This window comes from Pontibacter ruber, from assembly GCF_023630205.1.
Classification (GTDB): domain Bacteria; phylum Bacteroidota; class Bacteroidia; order Cytophagales; family Hymenobacteraceae; genus Pontibacter; species Pontibacter ruber.
Window position 1 is genome coordinate 61816 of record NZ_JALPRR010000001.1, and the last position, 23020, is coordinate 84835.

Here is a 23020-nt window from a genome sequence, read left to right on the forward strand (position 1 = left end):
AAAATAAAGAATTTAATCCATAAACCTTTTAGTAACAACCATTAAAAAAATCTTCCGTAATTATTTTTACACAGTACCTTGTTTTACATAGTACCTTATATTATATTTGCTTCAACATTTAACGGAATCATCATGAAAGTAGAAAACACACAAGTGCAGATGCGGAAGGGAATTCTGGAATTCTGCATCCTGGAGATTATCTCTCGTGGTGAGGTATATGCTTCCGATATGTTGGAGGAGCTTACAGCTGCCAAGATGATAGTAGTGGAGGGTACCCTGTACCCGCTGCTTACTCGCCTCAAGAACGCGGGGCTTCTCGACTATAGTTGGGTAGAATCTACCTCTGGGCCACCCCGCAAGTATTACACGCTCACCGCTACCGGCCGTGAGTTTTTAGAGCAGCTACGAGAAACGTGGCGCGAACTAGTTGACTCCACCGAATTCATTATCCTAAACAAGAAAGCTCAGCAACTATGAAAAAGAATATAAGCATCAACTTGCAAGGCATTATCTTCTACATCGAAGAGGATGGCTATGAGCAGCTTAGCAGGTACCTTGCCTCTATCAGAACATACTTCTCCAACTACGAGGGGCATGAAGAGATCGTAGCTGACATCGAATCGCGCGTGGCAGAAATCTTTGCGGCCCGCCTGTCGCCTGCCAAACAGGTGATCACACAGGAAGATGTACAGTACCTGATCGGCAGAATGGGCAACGTGACTGATTTCGAGATTGAAGAGCCGCTTGAAGAGGAAATCCCTTACAACAAGCAGCAGCAAACAGAACAGCCAGTGGCCGGCCCGAGAAGGCTGTACCGCGATATCAACAGAAAAGTATTGGCCGGCGTTTGCGCCGGTATAGGCAACTACCTCAACATCGACATGCTCTGGGTTAGGCTGTTCTTTATACTTTTGGTTGTGCTCGGCATCGTTTCTGCCGGCGTATCAGCTGCCACAGGCATCATCCTCTACATTGTGCTGTGGATTGCCATGCCGCAGAGTGCTCAGCTACCCGAAACCACCATAAAGAGGCTTTTCCGGGATCCTGAAGACAAAAAAGTAGCCGGTGTAGCGAGTGGCATCGCCAAGTATTTTGGAGTAGATGTAGCCGTAATCCGCATTCTCTTCCTGATCTCGATCTTCTTGGGAGGCTTTGGTTTGCTGACTTACCTTATACTTTGGATAGCTGTACCTGAGGCCGTAACCCTGACGGAGCGTATGCAGATGCAGGGCAACCCGGTAACACTGGCAGGCATTGAGCAGACGCTGAAAGATAACCTGAACATGCGCGACCGTAACGGAGAGGAAAGCACCGCTGCCAAATTAATCCTGCTGCCTGTGCGCCTGATCTCGCAGATCTTTAACTGGCTGGGACGTGCGCTAGGCCCTATACTTGCCGTCCTGATCACGCTGATCCGCATCGGTGCAGGCGTGTTCCTGCTGATCATTTCCGTAGCCCTGACCATTGCATTGTTTTCTACATTCTTTGTGTCGCTGGGTATAGTTGATGAAGCACAGTGGGTAAATTTAGGTGATTTTCCGGCCTCCGTTTTTCTGGAGGGCTTTCCCCGGCTCGGACTGGTGGCTGGCTTCTTTGTAGGTCTTATTCCGCTTCTGTTGCTGATGTTCCTGGCTATTGGCCTGCTGGCTAAGCGCTTTTTCCTGCGCCCGATTGTTGGCTGGTCGATGTTCGGAGTATGGCTGGTAAGCTTGTTTGTGATGATTGCCATGATCATAATCTTTTCAGGCAACTTTAGACGCTCTGGCGAGGTCGTAACTTCTAAAACCATGCCGGTGGGCAACTACAAAACCCTGACACTGGATGCCTACGATACCAATCTTGAGTTTGACAACATTTATATCGAAGTGAAGGAGCATGGCAGCAATAACGTCGAGATCATTCAGCGTGTGGAGGCCAAAGGCAAAACCGAAGAAGAGGCCAAGCAGAATGCCCGCATGGTAACCTACCGCGTCGTGCAGCAGGATTCTGTTATCCGCTTCGACAACAGCTACGAGTTTAAAGAAGGCGCTGCCTTCCGCGACCAGGAACTGAGCCTGACGCTGATGCTGCCACAAAACAAGCCACTGCGCCTGACACGCGAATTCACGTACATGCTGCCTGGCAGCCTGTTTGACGGCGACTACAGCAACGATAAAATTGCGCGCAACACCTGGCAGGTGAAAGGCAATATGCTCGAGTGCCTTACCTGCGCTTCCGATACATTGGATACCGAAGATGCGGAATCAGCTGACATGGACGAAGACATGGACCTGGGGATAGCAGGCAGTGTGCTGCGCCACGAAAGCGAATACGGCAGCAACACCGAATCCTTCGACATCAAAAACTTTGATCATATCACAGTGAATGGCCCGTTCCATGTGCAGATAAGACAGGGCAGCAACTACAGCGTAAAAGTACGCGGCGACAAGGAGGATATCCGTCGCATGGATGTGGAGCAGGATGGCAGTGAGCTGGTGATCGGCACCAAGAGGCGCAACTTCAACCTGTTCCGCGAACAGGACCCTGTGTTGATTCAGATCGTAGCACCCGATATCCGGAACATTGCGCTGGGGGGCGCCATCAAGGCAGACATCGGCAACATCAGAGGAGAAGAACTGTCGCTTAGCTTTGCCGGCGCCATCCAATCCGTTGCCAACGTAAACGTGCGCAACCTGCAACTGGATGTAGCGGGCGCCTCTGTCGGCAAGCTTTCCGGCAGGGCAGATAACCTGGAGATGGATGTAACCGGCGCCTGCAAGATAGACGCCAACGAGTTGCGTGCCAATGATGTGGATGCAGATGTTACGGGAGCCAGCCAGGTAGAAGTATTCGCTTCCACAACGCTTCGTGCAGAGGCTACAGGTGCCAGCAGCATCACGTACAGAGGCAATCCAGCCAACACCACCATCGACAGCAACGGCCCTAGCAAGGTAACACGCCGCTAAGCTGTTCGCTCTAAAGTATAACAGGCTGGCCGGGAAAGTATAACTCCGCCAGCCTGCTTACAAAACCGCCACTAGTACAAAGTAAAACTATACTTACCGCGAAGTATACTTCGCTCCTTCCCCGTCCTTGTTTAGTTGTTTGATGCTTTATTCAAATCGGCAGAGCCTGGCACTTAACATGCGTGTCAGCTCTGTTGATTTTGCGCAGCCTCAATATAAACACGACCAAATCCAGGTCATTTCCTCTACCTCACCCGGTTTAACGCTGTTCATTTAACATCTATAAAACTATGCTGAAAAATAAGCTTTTACTCATGTTAACTGTTGCTACAACCATACTTGCCAATGCGTCTGTAGTTATAGCCCAGGCACCAGATGGTGCTACCTGTGAAGAAAAACTCATCTCCTATCTTCAATGGAAGGAGACGCCAGCAACAGAGTGGTCGCTGCAGTTGAATACTAAGAACGGAGGCAACCTGCAGTACATCGGCGCTGCACATTCCGATGATACTGCACATGCGCAGTTCCGGAACATTCGCCAGGCCTGGGAAGCACAGAAACCGACAATTGCTTTTTTTGAAGGGCCGGACCGTGGCACAGCATCGTCCGAGGCAGAAACGATAAAGAAGTTTGGCGAATCAGGTTATGTCAGGTACCTGGCGAAGGCTGCAGGTATAAAAACACAGTCGCTGGAGCCAAGCCCGCAGGATGAAGTAAACTAGAAGTAAACTATTTGATGTCTCTCGATAAATTCACGCCCGAGCAGATAAAGCTGTTTTTTATACTTCGGGAAGCGAGCCGGCTGCGGGAGCGTAAGAACATGAACGAGGAGCAGATAAAGGCAACCGTAGCACAACTGCTGCAGAAAGCTAACAGCATGGTACCCGCCTTTGCTACCGTATTACCGGATGTAGCATCGTTGCAGCCAGCCTACAGCAAGTACTGGACAACACCGGCCAACTGGTGGGAAGCTCCGACAGCCTGGTTTGACCCGCTGAAAGATGGCAGTAAAACAGGCGGTAAGTTCACCAATGATATCAACAGGTATAACAGTGAATTCAGAAACCTGCACATGTACCGGCTCCTAACCAATGCGGTGCTTCGAGGCGAGCGCGTGTTTGCCGTTGTGGGCCGTAACCACGTACCCATGCAGGCGCAGGCTATCCGGTGTGCTTTACAGTAGATTTGGAAAGGAGAATGGCGTAAAAGCTATTCTCCTTTTTCAGTTTCCGATAGGGTTTTAACTACTTCCAGGCCTTTCTCCTCTCCTACTTTCAACAGGTAAGTATAAGCCTCGTTGAATTCGTTCTTTACTTTGCCTTCCAGAATCGCTTCTGTCAGCACCTCCTTCAGTTCTCCAACTGTTTTGGACGGCTTCAGGCCAAAAGTTTCCATGATGATCTCGCCGGTGATCACCGGCTGAAAATTGCGGAGTTTATCGCTCTCCTCCACTTCTACCAGGCGCCGTTCTACCTTGTCAAAATTCTGCAGGTAGCGTTTTACTTTGCTGTCGTTCTTGGACGTAATGTCAGCGCGGCAGAGTTTCATCAACGCGTCGATGTCGTCGCCGGCCTCGAACAGAAGCCTGCGGATAGCCGAATCGGTTACCGTTTCCTTTACCAGCGCGATCGGGCGCAGGTGCAGGCGCACGAGTTTCTGCACAAACTTCATGTGCTCGTTCAGGGGCAGCTTCAGATCTTTGAATAGCTTGGGCACCATGCGGGCGCCTTTCTCCTCGTGTCCGTGAAAGGTCCAGCCTACTTTTTCGTGGTAGCGCTTGGTATCGGGCTTGGCAATGTCGTGCAGAATAGCCGACCAGCGGAGCCACAGATCATCTGATACCTGCGCCACGTTATCGAGCACCTGCAACGTATGGTAAAAATTATCTTTGTGGGAGTTGCCTTTTATACTTTCCACACCGTGCAGCTCCACCATTTTCGGGAAGATAAGGTGCAGCAAACCGGAAGCAAACAGTAGTTTGAAGCCATACGAGGGCGCCGGCGACAGCACGATCTTGTTCAACTCATCGGTGATCCGCTCCTGCGATACAATTCTGATACGGTCTTTGTTGTCGATGATAGCGTCGAAGGTTTCCGGGGCAATATCGAAGCCTAACTGGCTGGCAAAGCGGATGGCCCGCATCATGCGCAACGGATCGTCGGAGAAGGTAATATCCGGATCAAGCGGCGTGCGGATGATCTTCTTTTTCATATCGCCCAGGCCGTTAAACCTGTCGACCAGCTCGCCATAGTTGTGCCTGTTCAGGCTGATGCCCAACGCATTGATGGTAAAGTCCCGCCGTTTCAGGTCATCTTCCAACGTACCGGTTTCTACTTCGGGCTTGCGGGAGTGCTCACGGTAAGACTCTTTTCGGGCCCCGACAAATTCCACTTCCCAATCGCCGGCACGCAGCATGGCCGTACCAAAATGCTTGAAAACGGAAACCTTAGGCTTGTGCTTCAGCTTCTGGGAAACCAGCTCCGCCAATTCAATGCCATCGCCTACGCATACTACATCAATGTCTTTGGAAGGGCGCTTGAGCACCAGGTCCCGCACAAACCCGCCTATTACATAGGCCTCTACGCCCAACTCAGCTGCAGCTGCGGCAACCACTTCAAAAATTGGGTCCGCTGGAAGTTGTATTCTATCCATCAATAAAAATTAAGCCTCAGGAAGTATAACCATACACCTGAGGCACAAAAATAAGCCAATTAATTGAAACCTGTTGCGCCAGGTTACTCTCTTAGCACACGCAGCGATCCGTCCTGCTCAATTTTCACTACTCTTGATGGCTGTGCTTCTGTCTTTTCATCCTGCCGCCACTGTACCACGTAATCCACCCGCTCTTTGATCTTATCCGATACCTCGGAGAAAGTTTTTGGGGAGGGTTCGCCGCTGATGTTGGCCGAGGTAGAAACCAACGGGCGTCCGATCTGCAGGATCAGTCGATGGCAGAATTCGTCGTTTACGATGCGTACGCCTATACTTCCATCCTCTGCTATTAATTCTTTCGGCAGGTTTTGGGCCCCGGAAAACACATAGGTGGTAGGCCGTTTCTGGTCTTTCAGGCGGCGCTCAAAATTAGCGGGCACTTCTTTTATGTAGTGTCGCAGCATGTCCACGTCGCTCACCAGCATGATCATCGACTTGGACTCCTCGCGTTCTTTGATCTTGTAGATCTTCTTCACGGCCTCGGCATTTTCGGCGTCGCAGCCAATGCCCCACACCGTATCGGTCGGGTAAAGTATAACATTGCCTACCAGCAACTCTTCCTCTGCCGCCTGCACCTGTTTCAGAAAGTGTTTCATAGTTTTAATTGTTGATTGTTAGTTGTCAATTGTTGATTCTCCTTGAGATTGTTCATCGTGTTTGAAAAACAATCAGCAATTAACAATCAACAATTACCTGATCTCCTGTGTCAGTTCTACCAGCACACCGGTGGCGCTTTTCGGGTGCACAAAGCAAACCAGCTTGTTATCGGCTCCTTTTTTAGGCGCTTCGTTCAGCAGGGCAAAGCCTTCCTTCTTCAGGCGCTCCATCTCTGCGTAAATGTCCTCCACCTCAAAAGCGATGTGGTGGATGCCCTCGCCTCTTTTCTCTACGAATTTAGTGATCGCACTGTCTTCTGTGGTGCCCTCCAGGAGCTCTATTTTAGTGCCGCCTACTTTAAAGAAAGAGGTATTTACGCCTTCCGACTCCACATACTCTGTCTTGTAAGGTTCCACGCCCAGCAACCTGTAGTATAAGCCGTTTGCTTCGCTAAAATTTTTAACTGCGATCCCGATATGTTCTACGTTTAGCATTTTCTATTTGTAATTAGTCTAAGTAACCTTTTTTTATTAATTTTGCAGCAAATCTAAAACTAATAATTTCTCCTGGCTGTTAATAATCAGGAATAAAATAGATAAAAATAGTGCTATGCTAACACTACCCATATATTTAGATAACAACGCCACCACGCCACTTGACCCGCGCGTGCTGGAAACGATGATACCATACTTTACACAAAAGTTTGGTAACGCCGCTTCGCGTAACCACGCTTTTGGCTGGCATGCAGAAGAAGCTGTAGATTATGCCCGTGAGCAGATCGCAGCCCTGATCAACTGCTCTCCAAAAGAAATCATCTTTACTTCCGGTGCCACTGAGTCTGACAACCTGGCTATCAAAGGTGTTTTCGAGATGTATGCTTCTAAAGGTAACCACATCATTACGGCTACCACAGAGCATAAAGCAGTGTTAGATACCTGTAAGCATATCGAGAAGCTGGGCGGTAAGGTTACTTACCTGCCAGTAAATGCGGAAGGCCTTATCGACCTGAAGCAACTGGAAGAAGCTATCACTGACAAGACCATCCTGATCTCGATCATGTACGCCAACAACGAGGTGGGCGTAATTCAGCCGATCTGTGAGATCTCTGCCCTTGCCAAGAAGCGCGGTATCCTGTTCTTTACAGACGCGACCCAGGCAGTAGGCAAAATTCCGGTAGACGTGGAAGCGGACGGTATTGACCTGATGGCTTTCTCGGCACACAAGATGTATGGCCCGAAAGGTGTAGGTGCGCTGTACGTACGCCGCAAGAACCCACGTGTGAAAGTTACTGCCCAGATGGACGGTGGCGGACATGAGCGTGGCATGCGTTCCGGTACCCTGAACGTACCTGGTATTGTTGGTTTAGGCAAAGCTTGTGAGCTGGCTCGCCAGGAAATGGAAGCCGATACAGCCCGTATCTCTGCTATGCGCGACAGACTGGAGCGCGAGTTGCTTACTATCGAAGAGTCTTATGTAAACGGTTCGCGTGAGCACCGTCTGCCACACGTTTCTAACATTTCCTTTAAGTATGTAGAGGGTGAAGGCTTGATGATGGGTGTGAAAGACCTGGCTGTTTCTTCCGGATCTGCCTGTACATCAGCATCATTGGAACCATCTTACGTATTAAAAGCATTAGGCCTGAGCGATGACTTGGCACACTCTTCCCTGCGTTTCGGCTTGAGCCGCTTCACTACGGACGAAGAAGTAGACTTCGCCATCAACCACGTAAAAGAGGCGGTTGCCAAACTGCGTGAAATGTCTCCACTATGGGAGATGTTCAAAGAAGGTATCGACCTGAACTCTATTGAGTGGGCAGAACATTAATAATGACGAATTAAGAATTACGAATTAATAATGATTCGTAGTTCTGATTCAATTCATAATTAGTAATTAATAATTCGTAATTAAATACAGCTATGGCTTATTCAGATAAAGTAATTGATCATTATAACAACCCTCGCAACGTTGGTACGCTTGACAAAGCGAAGAACAATGTGGGTACCGGCCTTGTAGGTGCGCCTGAGTGCGGCGACGTAATGCGCCTTCAGATTGAAGTAGACGAGAACCAGGTAATCACTGACGCGAAGTTTAAAACCTTCGGTTGTGGTTCTGCGATCGCTTCTTCTTCGCTGGCTACCGAGTGGCTGAAAGGCAAAACTGTTGACGAAGCATTGGCTATCGACAACATGGACATTGTGGAAGAACTGGCGTTGCCTCCGGTAAAAATCCACTGCTCTGTACTGGCTGAAGACGCGATCAAATCTGCGATCAACGATTACAGAGTGAAGAACGGCTTGCCAGCACTGGAGCTGCCTAAGTCTCACCACTAAGACACAGACTCGCGAATGGAGTCAACGACAGAGGTGCACGTAGAAAGTGTACGCATTCAGAAGCAGATTGAGAACCACTTAGGCTTAAGCGGTACCAGTCTGCTTTTTGAATTCCGGCAGATCGACAACAAGCTGCGCCTGGACCTGATTACGGTGAACCCGCGCCACCAGCAGTCGTTCCTTTTCCATACCGAAACAGGCTACGATAAACTGGACGTGCTCCGTAAAATGCTGGAGTACGTACGCAGCTACAAAGAAAAAGAGAGTTCGTACACGGTGCAGTGGATGGCCCGCGGCGATAAGGAACTGAATACCTCTTATTTCCGCGCGCGTAATATGTACGAGGCCCTCGACAAGTTATACTTTGGCCGCGATATGAACACAATCACTGTTTTCAGTGTTGTAATGAATCCGGTCTCTTAAAGAAATAGTAACATGATTACAGTATCAGATAAAGCGAAAGAAAAAGTAATAAAGCTGAAGCAGGATGCGCAGCTGGATGATACTTTTCGTCTGCGTGCCTCTGTTGCAGGTGGTGGCTGCTCCGGCCTCTCCTACAAACTCGACTTCGATGATGAAGTAAAGCCAATGGACCAGGAGTTTGAAGACAAAGGCGTAAAAGTGGTAGTAGACATGAAGAGCTTCCTGTACCTGGCCGGCACTGAGCTTGATTTCTCAGACGGCCTGAACGGCAAAGGCTTTTACTTCAACAACCCGAACGCCAGCCGTACCTGCGGCTGCGGCGACAGCTTCTCCGTTTAATAAAGATAGCAGCTTATATACAGAGCAAAGGGCCAGCTAATGTAGCTGGCCCTTTTGCGTTTGGCTTGGCTAAAGTTGAATTTATAGTTTTACAAACCGGCTTGTGGCGACCGTCTCTTTCCCGGTTTGCAGGATCAGCACATACATGCCACTATGAAGCTGGCGTACATCTACCTGGTTTATACTTTGAGTTTCGGAAAGTACGCGCTCCAGTACAAGTTTCCCCTGCTCATCGACTACCATCAGTTTAGAACTGCGCTGTTGATGGTTTAGCTCTACCTGCAGGAAATCTGCTGTAAGTGTCGGGTATACTTTTACTGTCTCTGAAGTATAACTCATTTCTACAGCCACTGCATTGGAATAAGCAAAAGTGCCATCGGTATCGACTTGCTTCAGACGATAATAGGAAGTGCTACCAAAAGGTTTGTTGTCAGTGAAAGTATAGGTCGAAAGAACCTTGCTGTTACCTTTGCCGGCTACTCGTCCTATTTCTTCAAATAGTTTACCATCCCTGCTGCGCTCCACGGCAAAGTGATCGTTGTTGTCTTCTGAGGCCGTGCGCCAGTGCAACTCCACTGCTTTTTGTAGCTTCGTTGCGCTAAATTGCACCAACTCTACAGGCAGTATTCCCGGACCGGACGGGTTTACACTCCAGGCAAGACTAACATCATCAATGGCTAAGCCATGATCAGCTTCCGTTTCATCGTAATCTACCCACCGCAGCATGATGTAGTGCCCATTCGGAATAACAATGGGCAGCGAAGCAGTTAAAAAACGTTTGTTTTCCGGCAGGTTACCATCTAATGCTCCTCCGGATACTTTATACTTAGGGCTTCTGAACTCAAGTGCCGGCACTACAGTCCAGTTGGTGTTGGCAGGTGACAGGTTAAAGGAAGAAGGGTCATCACTGATAGCATAAGAAAATACTAGCTTGTGCTCAGGTGCAGTGCTATTAGAGACACGCCATTGCTCTCCAAAGAAACTGATATCAAGAGATGTTATGGAAGTACCAGCGTTATTTTGCAACAGCAGTCCATAAGCGAATTGCGCAGAAACTTTCAATCCTGAAGGTATAGAACTAATAGAGCCAAGAGCTCTGTCTGATGTGCCGGTACTACCGTAACTGTAAAGCCCCGATGTATTTGAACCTCCACTATTAGCTGTGATCGTGGAACTAGCTACTGTCCGTTTAACAGTCCAGCCCGGAAAATAGTACTGTCCGTCATCCCAAGTGCCTGTGCCTGAAGCGGGCAAGCCGTTAAAGTTCTGACTATACGTGGTGATAAATCTGCCCATACTTACCTGGGCTGTTGTGGACTCCGGGGAGGCTAAGAAAAACAAGGCTACTGCACCGCATGCCTTCAGTACGCGGGTAAAAATTCTCTTCATACGTTGACTTAAAGTTTACCTTTGACGATTGTACTTTTCTTCTACTAATCAGAAGAAATTTAAATGCTAACCACTTAGTTCTTTATTAAGTTCAAAACACTACCTACTTATAGCAATATTTTTATTAATGTTTAAACACAAACAATAGTACACCGCCTGTTGTACTATATTTCAGATTCTGAACGCTTAAGTAATAAACTAGAGAGGCTCGCATAAGTACTAACATATAAGCTTGGTGTAAGTCATTAAAGAGCTCATCAGCACGAAAAAATTCTTTTGGAAACTAATGAACATACACGCATGTTATTGTTTATATTTGCATGTACATACATTAGTTGTTTAGAAAAGCATAATTAACCATATGAGTCTTTTAAATCATTTGAACTGGCGCTACGCTACCAAGCGCATGACGGGCGAGAAGGTACCACAGGAGAAAGTAGATTATATTTTAGAGGCTACCCGCCTTTCCGCTTCCTCTATGGGCCTGCAGCCTTATACCATACTTGTGGTGGAAGATACAGAAGTGCGCAAGCAGATCCAGAAAGTGGCTTACAACCAGCCTCAGATTGTGGAGGCATCGCACCTGCTGATATTTGCGGCATGGGATAACGTAACCGAGGAGCAGGTAGACGAATACATGCGTAACATTGCCACTGTACGCAACATACCGGTTGAGTCGCTTGCAGACTTCAAAAACAGCTTGATGGGTTCTGTTGTGAGCCGTACGCAGGAGCAAAAGTATGAGTGGGCAGCCCGCCAGACTTACATTGCTTTAGGCACAGCACTAGCCGCTGCCGCTGAGCAAGGCGTGGACGCCACGCCAATGGAAGGCTTCGACCCGGCTGCGCTGGATGAGTTGCTGAACCTGAAAGAAAAAGGATTGCGCAGCGTTACCCTGCTTCCGCTTGGCTTCCGCCATGTAGAGGCTGACTTCTTAGCTAATGCTAAAAAAGTACGCCGCAACAAAGAGCAGCTTTTTGTGAAAGTTGATTAACTACCTGTTTTAGTTCGTTTTTCAGAGAAAAAGCCACCGTTTTTGGTGGCTTTTTTATTTTGCTTTTGGGAATAAATATTTACGTTGGAAAGTATAAACTTACTGCAGCATAGACGCAGTATAAGGATTTGACAACAGCTCTTCAAACGCTTTCCAGCGTTTCTGCGGATTGTTGTCTGTGCCGCCTTTTGCTTCGATATACTTCCGTACCAGCTCCTGCCCCAGGTTATAGTTGATCACATAGCTTCTGTAGCGATCCATGAAGCGCGTGCGCTGCAGGGCCTTGTCTTTCTCATAGAAGTTATACTTTACCAGATACTCCGCCGCCTCATCGCGGCTGATTTTGCCATCTAAGTACAATCGTGCTGCTTCGTTTCCTGCAAAATTCAGTTTCCCGATCAGGGCAAGTATGGCGTAGTAGCGATCAGCCTCTGCAGGGTTCAGGCCAGCTAATGGGAATAGTATCCGCTTCTCAAACGCAAGTCGTTCATTTGCCGGAAAGGCTACCTCTATGCCGTAGTTGGCGCTCCCCTCGGCAATCAGCGACTGCGGGCTGAAGAGCGGGTAAATGGAGAATTCCTTCCAGCCTTTTTCATTTACCAGGTGCTGCTCCAGCAACGCATTGAACACATGGTGGCCTGGATATCCTTCGTGGCAGGCCAGGTCAATGGCGCGCTCAATGTTGATCGGGAAGTCGGTGTTGATCTGAATTAAACTATAGCCGTTGCCTTTAAAGTAATTGTAGCCCGACCACGGCTTGTCTGTTACATACTCTATCCTGAAGTTCTCGTTTGCAGGCAGTTTGTAGTGTGCTTTGGTTCTTTTGCGGGCTTCGGCAATGGCCGCCTGAAATACCGTGTCTAACTTCTCCTTTGGTATAACAAACCTGTTTTTGTAAGTACTCCAGCGCTCGGCTATACTTCCTTTGCCCGGCAATTCTTTGTCAATGGCATTCAGCAACGAGTCGAAGTAAGTTAGCTCGTAATGCGGTGGTTTGGCGTCATAGAGCAGTTGAGCTTCTTCATCAAAAGGCAGCTTTTTGCCCTGCATCATTTCTACCTTGGTAATGGCAGCTGTTACCTGCTTCTGGAACATGGCCAGCCGCCGCTTCTCATCTTCGGGCAAGCTCTCCGTGTTCTGCGCCTGCAACTGTTCTCTTATCGTCCTGAACTCTTTCAGGAACTCATCTGCCGGAAGTGAATCTGTAGCAGGAGCTGCGGTTGGCTTCCATTCCTCAGGACCGTAGTAAGCGTCTACAATGTCGCTGTCGTACTGGCCCAGTCTGAGCAGCGTTTTCACGTAACGTTCCGCCAGTTGATCCATGGTGGCTACCTCGGCTTTTTGAGTATCGTTTTTGGTAGAAGTGCAGGCCCAGCAGGCAACCACTAGCAGTAAGATGAGGATTTTCTTCATACAGGTAAGTATAGTTCAGATGTATTTGCCAGTAATACAAAGACCTCACAGTGTTTACAAAACCTGTGAGTGTCTGTGCCAGCGGCCTTTGTTTCGTAGCAACTTAGACACTCACAGGTCTGGAAGACGCTGTGAGGTCTTTTCTGCCATTTTATACTTCTATCTCCCCGGTTAAGTATGTTACGGCTTTGCCAGTGATATTCACCCGTTCGCCCAGGTACTCGCAGGTCAGGTTGCCTTGTCGCGCTGATAGCTGCTTTGCTGTAAGCTTCTTCTTGCCCAGCCGTTCGCTCCAGTAGGGTGTCAGCGTGGTGTGTGCCGAGCCGGTAACCGGGTCTTCCGTTATGCCTACCTGCGGGCAGAAAAACCGCGACACGAAATCGACCTCTTTGCCAGGCGCAGACACAATGATACCTCTGGCAGGTACCGAGTTCACCAGGTTAATATCCGGGTTGAAGCCCGCCACCTCTTCCTCAGACTGGAAAACAAGCAGGTAATCGGTTTTGCCTTTGTAGGTTTCCTGCGGCGCTTTGCCAAAGGCGGTGATCAGCGCTTCCGGCGTTGCGGCCGTTTCAAGTACATCCGTCGGGAAGTCAAGCGTCAGCTCCTCTCCGGCGTGCGCTACTTGCAGCAAGCCGCTGCGGCGGGAGTGTAGCTTCAGCGGGTTTGTGGGATGGTTGTAGTAGCGGAACAGCACATAAGCGGCAGCCAGCGTAGCATGTCCGCACAGGTCTACCTCTACGGTTGGCGTAAACCACCGGATCTCGTAATCTTCACCGGTTTTCACCACAAAAGCAGTTTCGGCCAGATTGTTTTCGTTGCCGATCTTCTGCATCAGCTCATCGCTCAGCCATTCGTCGAGCACACAAACAGCGGCAGGGTTACCACCAAATACTTTATCGGTGAAGGCATCTACCTGGTATAGTTTGATTCTTTTCAAGGTTCGTAGCGTTTTTGGTTATTTATTTCAGAGTGGGCATACTTTATACTTTTGCCTGCCCTGGCGCAGCTGTGAAAGTAACAAAAAAGGTGAATTGTTGGCGGAACAATTCACCTTTTCAGGATTGCTTTTTTAACACAATCCGGCTAGCGGTGCCGTAGTACCTGTAATAAATAAACTATCACCAAGCAGTAAACCATGAAAGACCCCGACGTAACCCCGCTCCTCCTCCAGCCAAAGGGCAACATTCCAAACAACCCAACCCTGCCCCTGCTCCTCTACCGGCAGGTATTCCCTGATGAACTTGACCTGGAGGCACAGTTTAAGGAAGCCTTCCGCAAAAACAACTGGGGCGGCAGCTGGACCAACGGCGTGTTCGGCTACCACCACTACCACAGCAATGCGCACGAGGTATTGGGCGTACTTGCAGGCGCAGCTACAATCCAGTTCGGTGGATCTGGTGGTGAAGAGATCGAGGTAAAAGCAGGTGATATGGTGGTGCTGCCGGCAGGTACCGGCCATTGCCGCCAAAGAGCCTCTCCGGATTTTAAAGTTGTTGGCGCTTACCCGAAGGGGCAGGAACGCTACGACATCTGCACCGAAGCGGATGACATGACAGAGAAAATGGAAAACATCAGGCAGGTGTCTTTACCGGAAGCAGATCCGGTTAATGGTGAAAACGGACTGTTGGTACAGCACTGGAAAACAAATCAGGTATAAGAAAACCATACCGGTAAGCTGCTGTTGTTACTGTATTAAGATATTGCCTGTAAGGAAGTATAAAGCCAGAAAGCTATATTTGTACTGCTCCCCTCGTTGGAGCACCTGGAAAACAACATCAATGTAAAAACTATGACCAAAACCACTAACCTGCTTTCTATGCTTGCCTTCGGGTTGCTGAGCCTGCAGGGCTGCACCAGTTCTACTTCCAGTTCGTCTGCAAATGCCAGTTCTGCTAACAACAGCACAGATACTGCTACTGCTACTGCCACAGCATCAATCGGGCAGACTGCTGCCCTGGACGACAAGCATAAAAATGCCCGTACGGCTTATGCCAATTATTGCTCCGGCTGCCACGGCGAGAAACTGGAAGCCTTTACCGACCGCCAGTGGAAACACGGCAATACAGACGAGGCACTTTTCCAGGCCATCAAGGTGGGATATCCGAACGAGGGCATGCCTGCCTTCGACGAGGCCTTTACCGATGAGGAAATAAAAGGACTGGTGAGCTACATACAGGAAGGCATCCAGAATGTGCAGGCTTATACGTTTAACAAAGAAGAAGCCATGCCGGCTGTTCATACTTCGGAGAAAATGAGCTTTAAACTGGACACTGTCGTAACCGGCCTGGAATCTCCCTGGGGCATGGCGTTCCTGCCAAACGGCGACATGCTCATCACAGACCGCAACGGATCTTTTTACCGCCACACCAAAGGCAAAGCGCTGCAGAAAATAGAGGGTGCCCCACAGGTGCTGGTTCAGGGCCAGGGCGGTTTGCTGGACGTAGCATTGCATCCTGACTTTGCCAAAAACAACCTGGTGTACCTCTCCTACTCTGCACAGAAAGAGGAAGGTGGCAACATCCTTTCTACCACAGCCGTGATGCGCGCCAAACTGGAAGGCAACAAGCTTACTAACCAGAAGGTTATTTTTGAAGCGCAACCCTGGTCCAGAACCCGCCATCACTACGGTTCCCGGTTGGTGTTTGGCAAGGATAACTATTTGTACCTATCAGTAGGCGACCGCGGCAACCATCATGAGAATGCGCAAAACCTGGAGCGCTTTCCGGGCAAAGTACACCGCATCAAAGACGACGGAAGTATACCTTCGGATAATCCTTATGTGAACCAGCAAGGCGCCGTAGGTTCCATTTATACCTATGGCAACCGCAACATACAAGGCATGACCATGCACCCGAAGACCGGCCAAATCTGGTCGAATGAGCACGGCCCGAAAGGTGGCGACGAAATCAACATCATCGAAAAAGGCAAGAACTATGGCTGGCCGGTTATCTCTTACGGCATCAACTACAACGGCACCGTGCTAACGGAGCTGACAAAGAAAGAAGGAATGGAACAGCCGCTGCATTATTGGGTGCCTTCGATTGGCCCTTCTGGCATGGCTTTCGTTTACGGCGACCGCTACAAAGCCTGGGAAGGCGACCTGCTGGTGGGCTCGCTGCGTTTCCAGTTTCTGAGCCGCCTGAAAATGGATGGCAATAAAGTGGTAAGCGAAGAAAAACTGCTCAAAAACATCGGCCGCGTACGTGACGTGCGCATGGCACCTGATGGGCACATTTACATCTCTGTGGAAACACCGGGCATAATTTACCGCCTCGTGCCGACCAAGTAAGACATATACTTTAAACAGAAAAAGCCGCAGGTATACCTGCGGCTTTTTCTGTTTGATTCTTCAGTGGTTATTCTTTGATTAGCAATCGTTACCTCAGGTCCGAATATAATCGCCAAAGCTTGAAGAGAGTTCATCATAAGCGGCAAACACGTCGGCCGGAATGTCTACTGCCACAATAAAGTTTTTGCCGTTTGGACCATAGCCATTTTTATCGTTTCGCAGCCGCGGCACTTCTCCCATCACCAGCTACAGAAACCGCGCTATACTACAGAATTCAGCATGTGCGCTGTTGGCAAACACAAGGTTCTGATTTTCTAATTTCAGGAGTGGTACAAAAGCGGCGTAGCTGATAAACTGCACCTGAGAGTGCTTTTGCCATACTTTCCCGAAGGATGCCTGCGACCGCCGCTGCAATACAGGGTCTTGCATCAGGAGTATACTCTGAGGCACCTTCTGCAACTTCTCCAGCACTTTACCAGCCTCCACGGCATTGCCCCCGCAGTTCGTGGACCTGTTCTCCAGCATGATCTCAGATTCCGGAATACCCCAATACTTTACCAGTACATCTTTCAGGATATCGGCTTCGGGCCTATCGGTTACATCTAGGGTATGGTACCTTTCGTGCTGTTTTACATTGGCTGCCAGGTAATGTGTGGAGTGCCCGATTCCGCCGCAGATCATCAGGTCTTTTGCCAACCCGTTTATATAGGCAAGAGCAGCTTGTTCCGCTACATACAGGCTGCTGTTCCCGAGCAGGATCAAGAGATCAACCTGTTCTAAACCATACTTTTCAACCAACGCTGCCCGTGTCAGGCTTTCGACATCTCTTTTTGCCAGAAAACTGATAATGGTATTGAACAACAACACCTGGCGTGTATTAGGCTGCATTGCGTAAGTACTTAACTGTGTTCAGATACAGGGATTTCATTAACCTATCCCCTTTCCAAAATAAAGCACCCAATCTTTTCCGGGTGATCCTGTACCAGGTCGTTGCTGTTTTGCCTGCGTAGCATCCAGACGATCAGCAGGTCGCCGGCCGCTGCAAAAGTGAAGAAAAGTCCGAATAGCCACCACCCAAAATTACCCAGAACGATTCCGTATACAGCAGGCAGCAAACCAAGTATAAACCCGGGCATCAGCCCGCCCAGCAGATAATGTTTGAGCCGCAACGGTTCTTTGCAGTGGCAGTAGGGTGTTAATATCTTCCAATAAATACCGAACGAAATGGAGCTGAACCCACGCTTGCAGAACACAGCCCAGGTAACGCCATGCAGCAGCTCGTGCACCACGGCTCCCACGCCTATAATGAGAAACATCAGGAACGGGAAGTACAGCAGGTTTGCCTCATAAGTCCTGGCAAAAGCTTTCAGGTTAGCAATGGTAAACTGCCCGTGCCAGAGCAAAAGGTAAGGCAGCGCGTACAGCAAAAGTATGGGCAGCATAAACGCCAGCGCACGCACATTCGCCTGTGCAGCTGTCAGGGTAATTTCTCTGTTGTTTTGATGATCCATCTGCTCCTGTTGTGAAGCTAAGTTAACAGCTTTCTGATTCTGAAGGCATCTGTTCCAGGTAAAAATCCGGCCTGTCTCTATTGGTGAATTCCGGTAACGTTCCCCTGCAGAAGTATATTTACGTTTACGCCTGCAAGCTGTGCCAAGTGTTTTTTAGCAAAACACTGTACACGCCTGTGCTCGCAATAAAAGTTTGCAGATACATTTTCCTGATCTATTTCAGTTCCCGGTACTCATCAGGAATACCCTGAAGAACGACATACACTGACAAGTCGCGTGCAGGCTATACTTCTTTGAAGTATAAATAAACTATATTTGCTTTGGCTGCCACACCGGCAGTTACCTTAACCTAAGCAAACAAGCTGTGGCAAACGTACTGGCAACCAACGGCCTTTCCAAGAAGTATGGCGCTCTGCAGGCTCTCGACAAGCTGTCCATCAACATTGAGCAGGGCAGCATTTATGGTTTACTCGGGCCTAATGGTTCGGGCAAAACCACTACGCTGGGGCTTGTGCTCGACGTGCTTCATCCTACCTCCGGCAGTTTTACCTGGTTTGGTGAGGCTACAGGCAAGGAGACAAAACGCCGCATTGGCGCCCTGCTCGAAACGCCCAACTTCTACCCTTACCTGACAGCCAAGCGCAACCTGCAGGTTGTTGCAGATATCAAAGGCACCAACCACCGCGAAATACCACGCGTGCTGCACCTGGTTGGCCTGGAAAGCCGCCAGCATACTACGTTCAAAGGTTTTTCGCTGGGAATGAAACAGCGCCTGGCACTGGCAGCCACACTGCTGGGCAACCCCGAAGTTCTGGTGCTGGATGAACCCACCAACGGCCTTGACCCGGAAGGTATAGCCGAGGTGCGGGAGCTTATACTTCGGATTGGCGGAGAAGGCAAAACCATTATACTTGCCAGCCACCTGCTCGATGAAGTAGAGAAAGTATGCACACACGTGGCCGTGCTGCGCAGTGGCCACCTGAAAGCAGAAGGGCCGGTAAGTGCCATCCTCTCGGCCAAAGACCAGGTAGTAATAACTGCTCCCGACCAGCAGAGAGCTTTAACAGTATTGCAGCAGTTGCCTTTTGTGGAGAGTGTGCGATCCGAGAAAAGCGCCATTGCCCTTACCCTGCATGATGGCTACAACAGCACCGACGTAAACAGAGCCATGTTTGAGGAAGGCATTACCTTATCGCAGTTGCTGGTACGCCGCAAAAGCCTGGAAGCACAGTTCCTGGAGATCATTAAAACAGAATCCTGATGAATTTACTCCGTATAGAGTTCCTGAAAATATTCCCTTACCGCACGTTTTGGGTCATACTTGGCATTTACGTGCTGCTTATGATCCTGCTGGTGTATGCCAGCAGCAATATCGTGATCAACGGCGAATCGCTGGGGCCGGCTACGTACCAGTTTCCGGGCATCTGGTCGCGGCTGACCTACATTGCCAGCTTCTTTAACCTGCTGCTGGGCATCCTGATGATTGTGCTGGTAACAGACGAGTATAGCTTCCGAACGATGCGCCAGCAGGTAATTGACGGGCTATCGCGCCTTGACCTGGTGCTGGCCAAGTTTTATGTAGTACTGGCCGTAGCCGTAGTGGCGACGCTCTTCCTGCTCCTGCTGGGTTTATACTTTGGCCTGCTTTACAGCTCCGACAAAAGCACTTCGTCCATGTTCAGCCAGATAGATTTCCTGTCGTACTACTTTGTGCAGGCGGTAGCTTATATGGCGCTGGCCATGTTCTTTGCCTTCCTGATCCGGAAAAGTGGTCTTTCCATCATCGCCTTTCTTGCTTATGCCAAAATTGTAGAGCCGATCATCCACTTCAACCTGGACGACCAATGGGATAAGTATATGCCGATGAAAGTACTTTCCAGCCTGACGCCTATGCCAGGCCAGGAACTGCTCGACCAGCTAACGTCACCCACCGAGCTGCTTGCACCTCAATGGGCCACGCTGCCGGCGCTCTGCTACATTGGTCTGTTTCTTGGTCTCTCGTACGTAATACTACGGCTCCGCGACTTGTAGCCAAACTATGGCAGGGAATTATAAAAGTTGATGATGGCAATCATATGGTGAGGCTGATCGTAATCCAGTTTGTTCATCTTAATAAAGGACTTTACCTGGTCCCATTTTTTGCCGAACAGTTGCTGCAGGTCCCTGCGCACGTTGCGCAGTTGTCTGATATCACCATTGGGAAGTAACACAAAGTATACCTCCTTCACTTGCATCACCCAGTTGCTTCCTGCCGGGTAGCCATAGGGGTAGTAGCCGCTGTAACCAGGGTTGAGGCCGGTGCGGGAAACATCCTGCTGTACATATTCCTCCCGCATGATCAGGGTGAGTTTGCCTTCGTTTAGCTGCTCAAAGAAAGTTGGTTTTTTAAAGTCGCTGTACTCTTTGCCCAGGTTCCAGTCATAAGCCCGGAAAAGCTTGTTCGGTCCCCCTTCAAAATCACTTGCAGTAAAGTACACTACATTTACAGGAGAGAACGTACTTATAGCCCCGTCCGGCTGCCGGACCTGTACTACCTCCTCATTCTGGTGGTAAGAAAGCGCTCCTGTCATGGTTTCGCCCGTGGTGAGAACAACTTCTCCGGTGGGCCACTCTTGTACATCAATAGTAGGTCTGGTCTGACTCTGACCAAGGATTGGGTAGCACAACAGGGCTACAAATAGTGTAAGCCACTGCGGTTGCCAGGTAAAACTGCGATGCATAAGCTTTTGGGTAAAAAGTATAATCCATCATCCAACCACATCAAAATAAATTACCATACACGGTATACAGTTAGTGCAAAAGCTTCATTTATAGAACGTTACATACTTACACCAGAGTATACATTAACAAATATAAAATATGGATAAATAAAGGAAACTCTGCTTCTCCACTAAAAATAAATGCACCTTCACCCTCAAGGCTAAATACCTCTTAATCAGAGGCAGGTATGACCAGCATTCGGAGCCGCTGAAACAAACTAGCAGGCCATAAAAAAGCCTGAGCCTGTATTCACCAGGGAATACAGGCTCAGGTCATTAAAGTATGAGTATCGTTACTAGCGCAGTGTTGCGCTCTTCAGGATCTCATGTCCCAGTTTATCGCGTTTGGTAGCGAGGTATTTCTGGTTGTGCTCGTTTGGTGCGATCTCGATCGGCAGGTTTTCCACTACCTCTAACCCATAGCCGATCAGGCCGGTCCGTTTTTTCGGGTTGTTGGAGATAAGCTTCATTTTAGACACGCCCAGGTCGCGCAAAATCTGAGCTCCTACGCCGTAGTCGCGCTCGTCCATGCCGAACCCTAGTTCCAGGTTCGCCTCCACCGTATCCAGCCCCTGCTCCTGCAGTTTATAGGCCTTCAGTTTGTTGATCAGGCCAATACCACGGCCTTCCTGGTTCATGTACACGATCACTCCTTTACCGGCGCGCTCGATCATACGCATGGCCTCGTGCAGTTGCGGACCGCAGTCGCAACGGCAGGAGCCAAAGATATCACCTGTCACACAGGAAGAGTGTACGCGCACCATTACCGGCTCATTTTCTTCCCAGGTACCTTTTACCAAGGCCAGGTGCTTGGCACCGTTGCTGCGCTGCGTAAAAGCATACAGGTCAAAATCGCCGTAATCGGTTGGCAGCTGCACGGCAATTTCGCGCTCTATAAGGCTTTCCTGCTGCAGGCGGTAAACGATCAGATCGCGGATAGAGATCAGTTTCAGGTTAAAACGCTCTGCCACTTTCACCAAGTCAGGCAGGCGGGCCATGGTTCCGTCTTCGTTCATGATCTCCACCAACACTCCCGACGGGTATAAACCTGCCAGGCGTGCCAGATCAGCGGTTGCCTCGGTATGGCCCGGACGGCGCAGCACACCTTCTTTTTTTGCCCGCAGCGGGAAGATGTGCCCCGGCTTGCCCAGCGAATGCGGATCCGTGCTTGGGTCTACAAGCGCCTGTATGGTTTTGGCTCTGTCGGAGGCCGAGATACCGGTGGTGCAGCCATGCCCGATCAAGTCTACAGACACCGTAAAAGGTGTGGCATGCAATGCTGTGTTGCGGCCTACCATCAGTTCCAGCCCTAGTTCTTCGCAGCGTTCCTCAGGAAGTGAGCAGCAAATAAGGCCACGCCCGTGGGTAGCCATAAAGTTGATAATTTCTGGTGTTACACGCTCAGAGGCGCAGATAAAATCACCTTCGTTTTCGCGGTCATCGTCATCCACCACGATTACAATTTTGCCCTGCCGGATATCTTCGATGGCGTCTTCTATGGTATCGAAAGGTCTAAGCGCTTCCGTCTCCTTACTTTCCATGTGCTATTACTTATACCTGCTTGGTGCGCGTGGCATCCTGCAGGTGTTGTCTATACTATTAAAATGCTAGGCAAAGGTAAAAAGTTTATCCTGCATTGCCGTTATAAATCATAACACATTAAAAACGGGAATAGTTGAAAGTACGCCAGCGCTTGTTGCAATTGCAGTTAGAGCGCTAAGGCCTGGTTTATACGTAGCTGTACAGATTACCCTTCAATCTCCTCAAAATCGGCAGTGCGAGGCAATTGGGCAAAATGCTCTGCCAGGTCTTCCGGCAACACGGCCAGCTTTCTTTTCAGGGTGTCTATCCAGGCGCCTTCTACCAAAATGACTGCAGCTTTTACGCCATCTTCCTTGAATAGCTCGTGGCGGATGGCCCACCTGGAGCCGTCTTTCTGGCTTTTGGTAAGCGCTGTAGTTACGCTCAGGTGTTCGTTTATGCCTACCTCGCGCAGGTAGGAGGTTTCTTCTTTAAATAAAATCGGGCCGATGTGCAGCCGTTGAAACGTTTTCAGGTCCAGGCCCAGTTCGGCCAGTGCCTCGATACGGGCTTGTGCGGCAAAATCGGCGTAGGCAGAGTGGCGCATGTGCATGTTGGCATCCAGGTGCGACCACATCACTTTGCCTTTGTAAGTATGGCTCATGGTTATCTTCTTTGGTTTTGAGGCTAACGGAGTGGCTAGCTTATACTTTTTGGCAAAGATAAACCGCCAGTTTGTAACACAGGCTGCTTTTTGTTTTTGTAGCGGATATTGTGCTAAAGTATAGCTCTATG

The 23020-nt window shown here is 49.4% G+C and carries 25 protein-coding genes; 13 read left to right on the plus strand and 12 right to left on the minus strand.

Going from position 1 to position 23020, the window contains the following annotated elements; genetic code table 11:
* Window positions 1-132 precede the first annotated feature (132 nt).
* The 4 genes from MJ611_RS00280 (at window position 133) to MJ611_RS00295 (ending at window position 4128) form a co-directional block, all read left to right on the plus strand.
* Window positions 133-477 (plus strand): PadR family transcriptional regulator, encoded by a 345-nt coding sequence (locus MJ611_RS00280; protein ID WP_250427349.1) that lies wholly within the window; start codon window positions 133-135, stop codon window positions 475-477.
* Window positions 474-2945 carry a GIN domain-containing protein gene (locus MJ611_RS00285; RefSeq protein ID WP_250427350.1) on the plus strand — a complete coding sequence of 824 codons (2472 nt, stop codon included), beginning with the start codon at window positions 474-476 and terminating at the stop codon, window positions 2943-2945. The genes MJ611_RS00280 and MJ611_RS00285 overlap by 4 nt, the downstream gene beginning before the upstream one ends.
* 290 nt (window positions 2946-3235) lie before the next feature.
* Window positions 3236-3667, plus strand: a complete 432-nt coding sequence (locus tag MJ611_RS00290) for a hypothetical protein (protein WP_250427351.1) — start codon at window positions 3236-3238, stop codon at window positions 3665-3667.
* 14 nt (window positions 3668-3681) lie between these two features.
* Window positions 3682-4128 (plus strand): hypothetical protein, encoded by a 447-nt coding sequence (locus MJ611_RS00295; RefSeq protein ID WP_250427352.1) that lies wholly within the window; start codon window positions 3682-3684, stop codon window positions 4126-4128.
* Window positions 4129-4154: 26 nt separating this feature from the next.
* Here MJ611_RS00295 and MJ611_RS00300 read toward each other — a convergent pair whose 3' ends face one another.
* The 3 genes from MJ611_RS00300 to mce all read right to left on the minus strand — a co-directional run bounded on the left by MJ611_RS00300 (window position 4155) and on the right by mce (window position 6748).
* Window positions 4155-5597 carry a CCA tRNA nucleotidyltransferase gene (locus tag MJ611_RS00300; RefSeq protein WP_250427353.1) on the minus strand — a complete coding sequence of 481 codons (1443 nt, stop codon included), beginning with the start codon at window positions 5595-5597 and terminating at the stop codon, window positions 4155-4157.
* A gap of 83 nt (window positions 5598-5680) precedes the next feature.
* The gene (locus MJ611_RS00305) at window positions 5681-6253 is read right to left on the minus strand and encodes an L-threonylcarbamoyladenylate synthase (RefSeq protein WP_250427354.1); all 573 of its coding nucleotides are present in this window, start codon (window positions 6251-6253) and stop codon (window positions 5681-5683) included.
* Window positions 6254-6346: 93 nt separating this feature from the next.
* Window positions 6347-6748, minus strand: coding sequence for a methylmalonyl-CoA epimerase (gene mce / locus MJ611_RS00310; protein WP_250427355.1), 402 nt, complete (start codon window positions 6746-6748; stop codon window positions 6347-6349).
* A 115-nt stretch (window positions 6749-6863) separates the two neighbouring features.
* Between mce and MJ611_RS00315 the strand changes: the two genes are divergently transcribed.
* The 4 genes from MJ611_RS00315 (at window position 6864) to MJ611_RS00330 (ending at window position 9346) form a co-directional block, all read left to right on the plus strand.
* Complete coding sequence (locus MJ611_RS00315; protein WP_250427356.1) at window positions 6864-8078, plus strand: IscS subfamily cysteine desulfurase; 1215 nt, start codon at window positions 6864-6866, stop codon at window positions 8076-8078.
* Window positions 8079-8170: 92 nt separating this feature from the next.
* Window positions 8171-8584, plus strand: a complete 414-nt coding sequence (gene iscU / locus MJ611_RS00320) for a Fe-S cluster assembly scaffold IscU (RefSeq protein ID WP_185197531.1) — start codon at window positions 8171-8173, stop codon at window positions 8582-8584.
* Window positions 8585-8599: 15 nt separating this feature from the next.
* Window positions 8600-9007, plus strand: a complete 408-nt coding sequence (locus MJ611_RS00325; RefSeq protein ID WP_250427357.1) for a hypothetical protein — start codon at window positions 8600-8602, stop codon at window positions 9005-9007.
* Window positions 9008-9019: 12 nt separating this feature from the next.
* Window positions 9020-9346, plus strand: coding sequence for a HesB/IscA family protein (locus MJ611_RS00330; protein WP_219878646.1), 327 nt, complete (start codon window positions 9020-9022; stop codon window positions 9344-9346).
* A gap of 81 nt (window positions 9347-9427) precedes the next feature.
* Here MJ611_RS00330 and MJ611_RS00335 read toward each other — a convergent pair whose 3' ends face one another.
* On the minus strand, window positions 9428-10735 hold the full coding sequence (locus MJ611_RS00335) for a T9SS type A sorting domain-containing protein (RefSeq protein WP_250427358.1): 1308 nt from the start codon (window positions 10733-10735) through the stop codon (window positions 9428-9430).
* Window positions 10736-11096: 361 nt separating this feature from the next.
* Here MJ611_RS00335 and MJ611_RS00340 point away from each other — a divergent pair, with 361 nt between their 5' ends.
* The gene (locus MJ611_RS00340) at window positions 11097-11729 is read left to right on the plus strand and encodes a nitroreductase family protein (protein WP_250427359.1); all 633 of its coding nucleotides are present in this window, start codon (window positions 11097-11099) and stop codon (window positions 11727-11729) included.
* 99 nt (window positions 11730-11828) lie between these two features.
* On the opposite strand, the gene MJ611_RS00345 is transcribed toward MJ611_RS00340, so the two are convergent.
* Together MJ611_RS00345 and MJ611_RS00350 are read right to left on the minus strand one after the other, a co-directional pair.
* A complete protein-coding gene (locus tag MJ611_RS00345) occupies window positions 11829-13142 on the minus strand; it encodes a DUF885 domain-containing protein (RefSeq protein ID WP_250427360.1) in 1314 nt (437 codons plus the stop codon).
* 151 nt (window positions 13143-13293) lie between these two features.
* The gene (locus tag MJ611_RS00350) at window positions 13294-14082 is read right to left on the minus strand and encodes a PhzF family phenazine biosynthesis protein (protein ID WP_262921569.1); all 789 of its coding nucleotides are present in this window, start codon (window positions 14080-14082) and stop codon (window positions 13294-13296) included.
* A gap of 198 nt (window positions 14083-14280) precedes the next feature.
* Between MJ611_RS00350 and MJ611_RS00355 the strand changes: the two genes are divergently transcribed.
* Together MJ611_RS00355 and MJ611_RS00360 are read left to right on the plus strand one after the other, a co-directional pair.
* Window positions 14281-14802 (plus strand): cupin domain-containing protein, encoded by a 522-nt coding sequence (locus MJ611_RS00355; RefSeq protein WP_250427361.1) that lies wholly within the window; start codon window positions 14281-14283, stop codon window positions 14800-14802.
* 132 nt (window positions 14803-14934) lie between these two features.
* Window positions 14935-16434: a PQQ-dependent sugar dehydrogenase gene (locus tag MJ611_RS00360; RefSeq protein ID WP_250427362.1), complete on the plus strand. Its 1500-nt coding sequence runs from the start codon at window positions 14935-14937 to the stop codon at window positions 16432-16434.
* A 93-nt stretch (window positions 16435-16527) separates the two neighbouring features.
* Here the strand turns inward: MJ611_RS00360 and MJ611_RS00365 are convergent, their stop codons facing one another.
* From MJ611_RS00365 to MJ611_RS00375, 3 genes are read right to left on the minus strand one after another with little or no spacing between them, the layout of a single operon-like run.
* The gene (locus MJ611_RS00365; RefSeq protein WP_250427363.1) at window positions 16528-16674 is read right to left on the minus strand and encodes a hypothetical protein; all 147 of its coding nucleotides are present in this window, start codon (window positions 16672-16674) and stop codon (window positions 16528-16530) included.
* 6 nt (window positions 16675-16680) lie between these two features.
* Window positions 16681-17322, minus strand: coding sequence for a YdcF family protein (locus MJ611_RS00370; protein ID WP_250427364.1), 642 nt, complete (start codon window positions 17320-17322; stop codon window positions 16681-16683).
* A gap of 44 nt (window positions 17323-17366) precedes the next feature.
* Window positions 17367-17945, minus strand: a complete 579-nt coding sequence (locus tag MJ611_RS00375) for a DUF3267 domain-containing protein (protein WP_250427365.1) — start codon at window positions 17943-17945, stop codon at window positions 17367-17369.
* A 364-nt stretch (window positions 17946-18309) separates the two neighbouring features.
* Here MJ611_RS00375 and MJ611_RS00380 point away from each other — a divergent pair, with 364 nt between their 5' ends.
* Both MJ611_RS00380 and MJ611_RS00385 read left to right on the plus strand, forming a co-directional pair.
* Window positions 18310-19206 carry an ABC transporter ATP-binding protein gene (locus tag MJ611_RS00380; RefSeq protein WP_250427366.1) on the plus strand — a complete coding sequence of 299 codons (897 nt, stop codon included), beginning with the start codon at window positions 18310-18312 and terminating at the stop codon, window positions 19204-19206.
* Window positions 19206-19976 (plus strand): ABC transporter permease, encoded by a 771-nt coding sequence (locus tag MJ611_RS00385; protein WP_250427367.1) that lies wholly within the window; start codon window positions 19206-19208, stop codon window positions 19974-19976. The genes MJ611_RS00380 and MJ611_RS00385 overlap by 1 nt, the downstream gene beginning before the upstream one ends.
* A 5-nt stretch (window positions 19977-19981) precedes the next feature.
* Here MJ611_RS00385 and MJ611_RS00390 read toward each other — a convergent pair whose 3' ends face one another.
* The 3 genes from MJ611_RS00390 to MJ611_RS00400 form a co-directional block, all read right to left on the minus strand.
* Window positions 19982-20665 (minus strand): hypothetical protein, encoded by a 684-nt coding sequence (locus MJ611_RS00390; RefSeq protein ID WP_250427368.1) that lies wholly within the window; start codon window positions 20663-20665, stop codon window positions 19982-19984.
* A gap of 335 nt (window positions 20666-21000) precedes the next feature.
* Window positions 21001-22245: a bifunctional 3,4-dihydroxy-2-butanone-4-phosphate synthase/GTP cyclohydrolase II gene (locus tag MJ611_RS00395; protein ID WP_250427369.1), complete on the minus strand. Its 1245-nt coding sequence runs from the start codon at window positions 22243-22245 to the stop codon at window positions 21001-21003.
* Window positions 22246-22451: 206 nt separating this feature from the next.
* Window positions 22452-22889: an acyl-CoA thioesterase gene (locus MJ611_RS00400; protein ID WP_250427370.1), complete on the minus strand. Its 438-nt coding sequence runs from the start codon at window positions 22887-22889 to the stop codon at window positions 22452-22454.
* Between the last annotated feature and the right edge of the window lie 131 nt (window positions 22890-23020).

Coding starts and splice junctions, on each gene's coding strand:
- MJ611_RS00365 (WP_250427363.1), bottom strand. CDS start 16,674: ATGGGAGAAGTGCCGCGGCTGCGAAACGATAAAAATGGCTATGGTCCA.
- MJ611_RS00340 (WP_250427359.1), top strand. CDS start 11,097: ATGAGTCTTTTAAATCATTTGAACTGGCGCTACGCTACCAAGCGCATG.
- MJ611_RS00335 (WP_250427358.1), bottom strand. CDS start 10,735: ATGAAGAGAATTTTTACCCGCGTACTGAAGGCATGCGGTGCAGTAGCC.
- MJ611_RS00375 (WP_250427365.1), bottom strand. CDS start 17,945: ATGGATCATCAAAACAACAGAGAAATTACCCTGACAGCTGCACAGGCG.
- mce (WP_250427355.1), bottom strand. CDS start 6,748: ATGCTAAACGTAGAACATATCGGGATCGCAGTTAAAAATTTTAGCGAA.
- iscU (WP_185197531.1), top strand. CDS start 8,171: ATGGCTTATTCAGATAAAGTAATTGATCATTATAACAACCCTCGCAAC.
- MJ611_RS00285 (WP_250427350.1), top strand. CDS start 474: ATGAAAAAGAATATAAGCATCAACTTGCAAGGCATTATCTTCTACATC.
- MJ611_RS00305 (WP_250427354.1), bottom strand. CDS start 6,253: ATGAAACACTTTCTGAAACAGGTGCAGGCGGCAGAGGAAGAGTTGCTG.
- MJ611_RS00390 (WP_250427368.1), bottom strand. CDS start 20,665: ATGCATCGCAGTTTTACCTGGCAACCGCAGTGGCTTACACTATTTGTA.
- MJ611_RS00355 (WP_250427361.1), top strand. CDS start 14,281: ATGAAAGACCCCGACGTAACCCCGCTCCTCCTCCAGCCAAAGGGCAAC.
- MJ611_RS00395 (WP_250427369.1), bottom strand. CDS start 22,245: ATGGAAAGTAAGGAGACGGAAGCGCTTAGACCTTTCGATACCATAGAA.
- MJ611_RS00360 (WP_250427362.1), top strand. CDS start 14,935: ATGACCAAAACCACTAACCTGCTTTCTATGCTTGCCTTCGGGTTGCTG.
- MJ611_RS00315 (WP_250427356.1), top strand. CDS start 6,864: ATGCTAACACTACCCATATATTTAGATAACAACGCCACCACGCCACTT.
- MJ611_RS00370 (WP_250427364.1), bottom strand. CDS start 17,322: ATGCAGCCTAATACACGCCAGGTGTTGTTGTTCAATACCATTATCAGT.
- MJ611_RS00400 (WP_250427370.1), bottom strand. CDS start 22,889: ATGAGCCATACTTACAAAGGCAAAGTGATGTGGTCGCACCTGGATGCC.
- MJ611_RS00330 (WP_219878646.1), top strand. CDS start 9,020: ATGATTACAGTATCAGATAAAGCGAAAGAAAAAGTAATAAAGCTGAAG.
- MJ611_RS00295 (WP_250427352.1), top strand. CDS start 3,682: ATGTCTCTCGATAAATTCACGCCCGAGCAGATAAAGCTGTTTTTTATA.
- MJ611_RS00290 (WP_250427351.1), top strand. CDS start 3,236: ATGCTGAAAAATAAGCTTTTACTCATGTTAACTGTTGCTACAACCATA.
- MJ611_RS00325 (WP_250427357.1), top strand. CDS start 8,600: ATGGAGTCAACGACAGAGGTGCACGTAGAAAGTGTACGCATTCAGAAG.
- MJ611_RS00345 (WP_250427360.1), bottom strand. CDS start 13,142: ATGAAGAAAATCCTCATCTTACTGCTAGTGGTTGCCTGCTGGGCCTGC.
- MJ611_RS00300 (WP_250427353.1), bottom strand. CDS start 5,597: ATGGATAGAATACAACTTCCAGCGGACCCAATTTTTGAAGTGGTTGCC.
- MJ611_RS00385 (WP_250427367.1), top strand. CDS start 19,206: ATGAATTTACTCCGTATAGAGTTCCTGAAAATATTCCCTTACCGCACG.
- MJ611_RS00280 (WP_250427349.1), top strand. CDS start 133: ATGAAAGTAGAAAACACACAAGTGCAGATGCGGAAGGGAATTCTGGAA.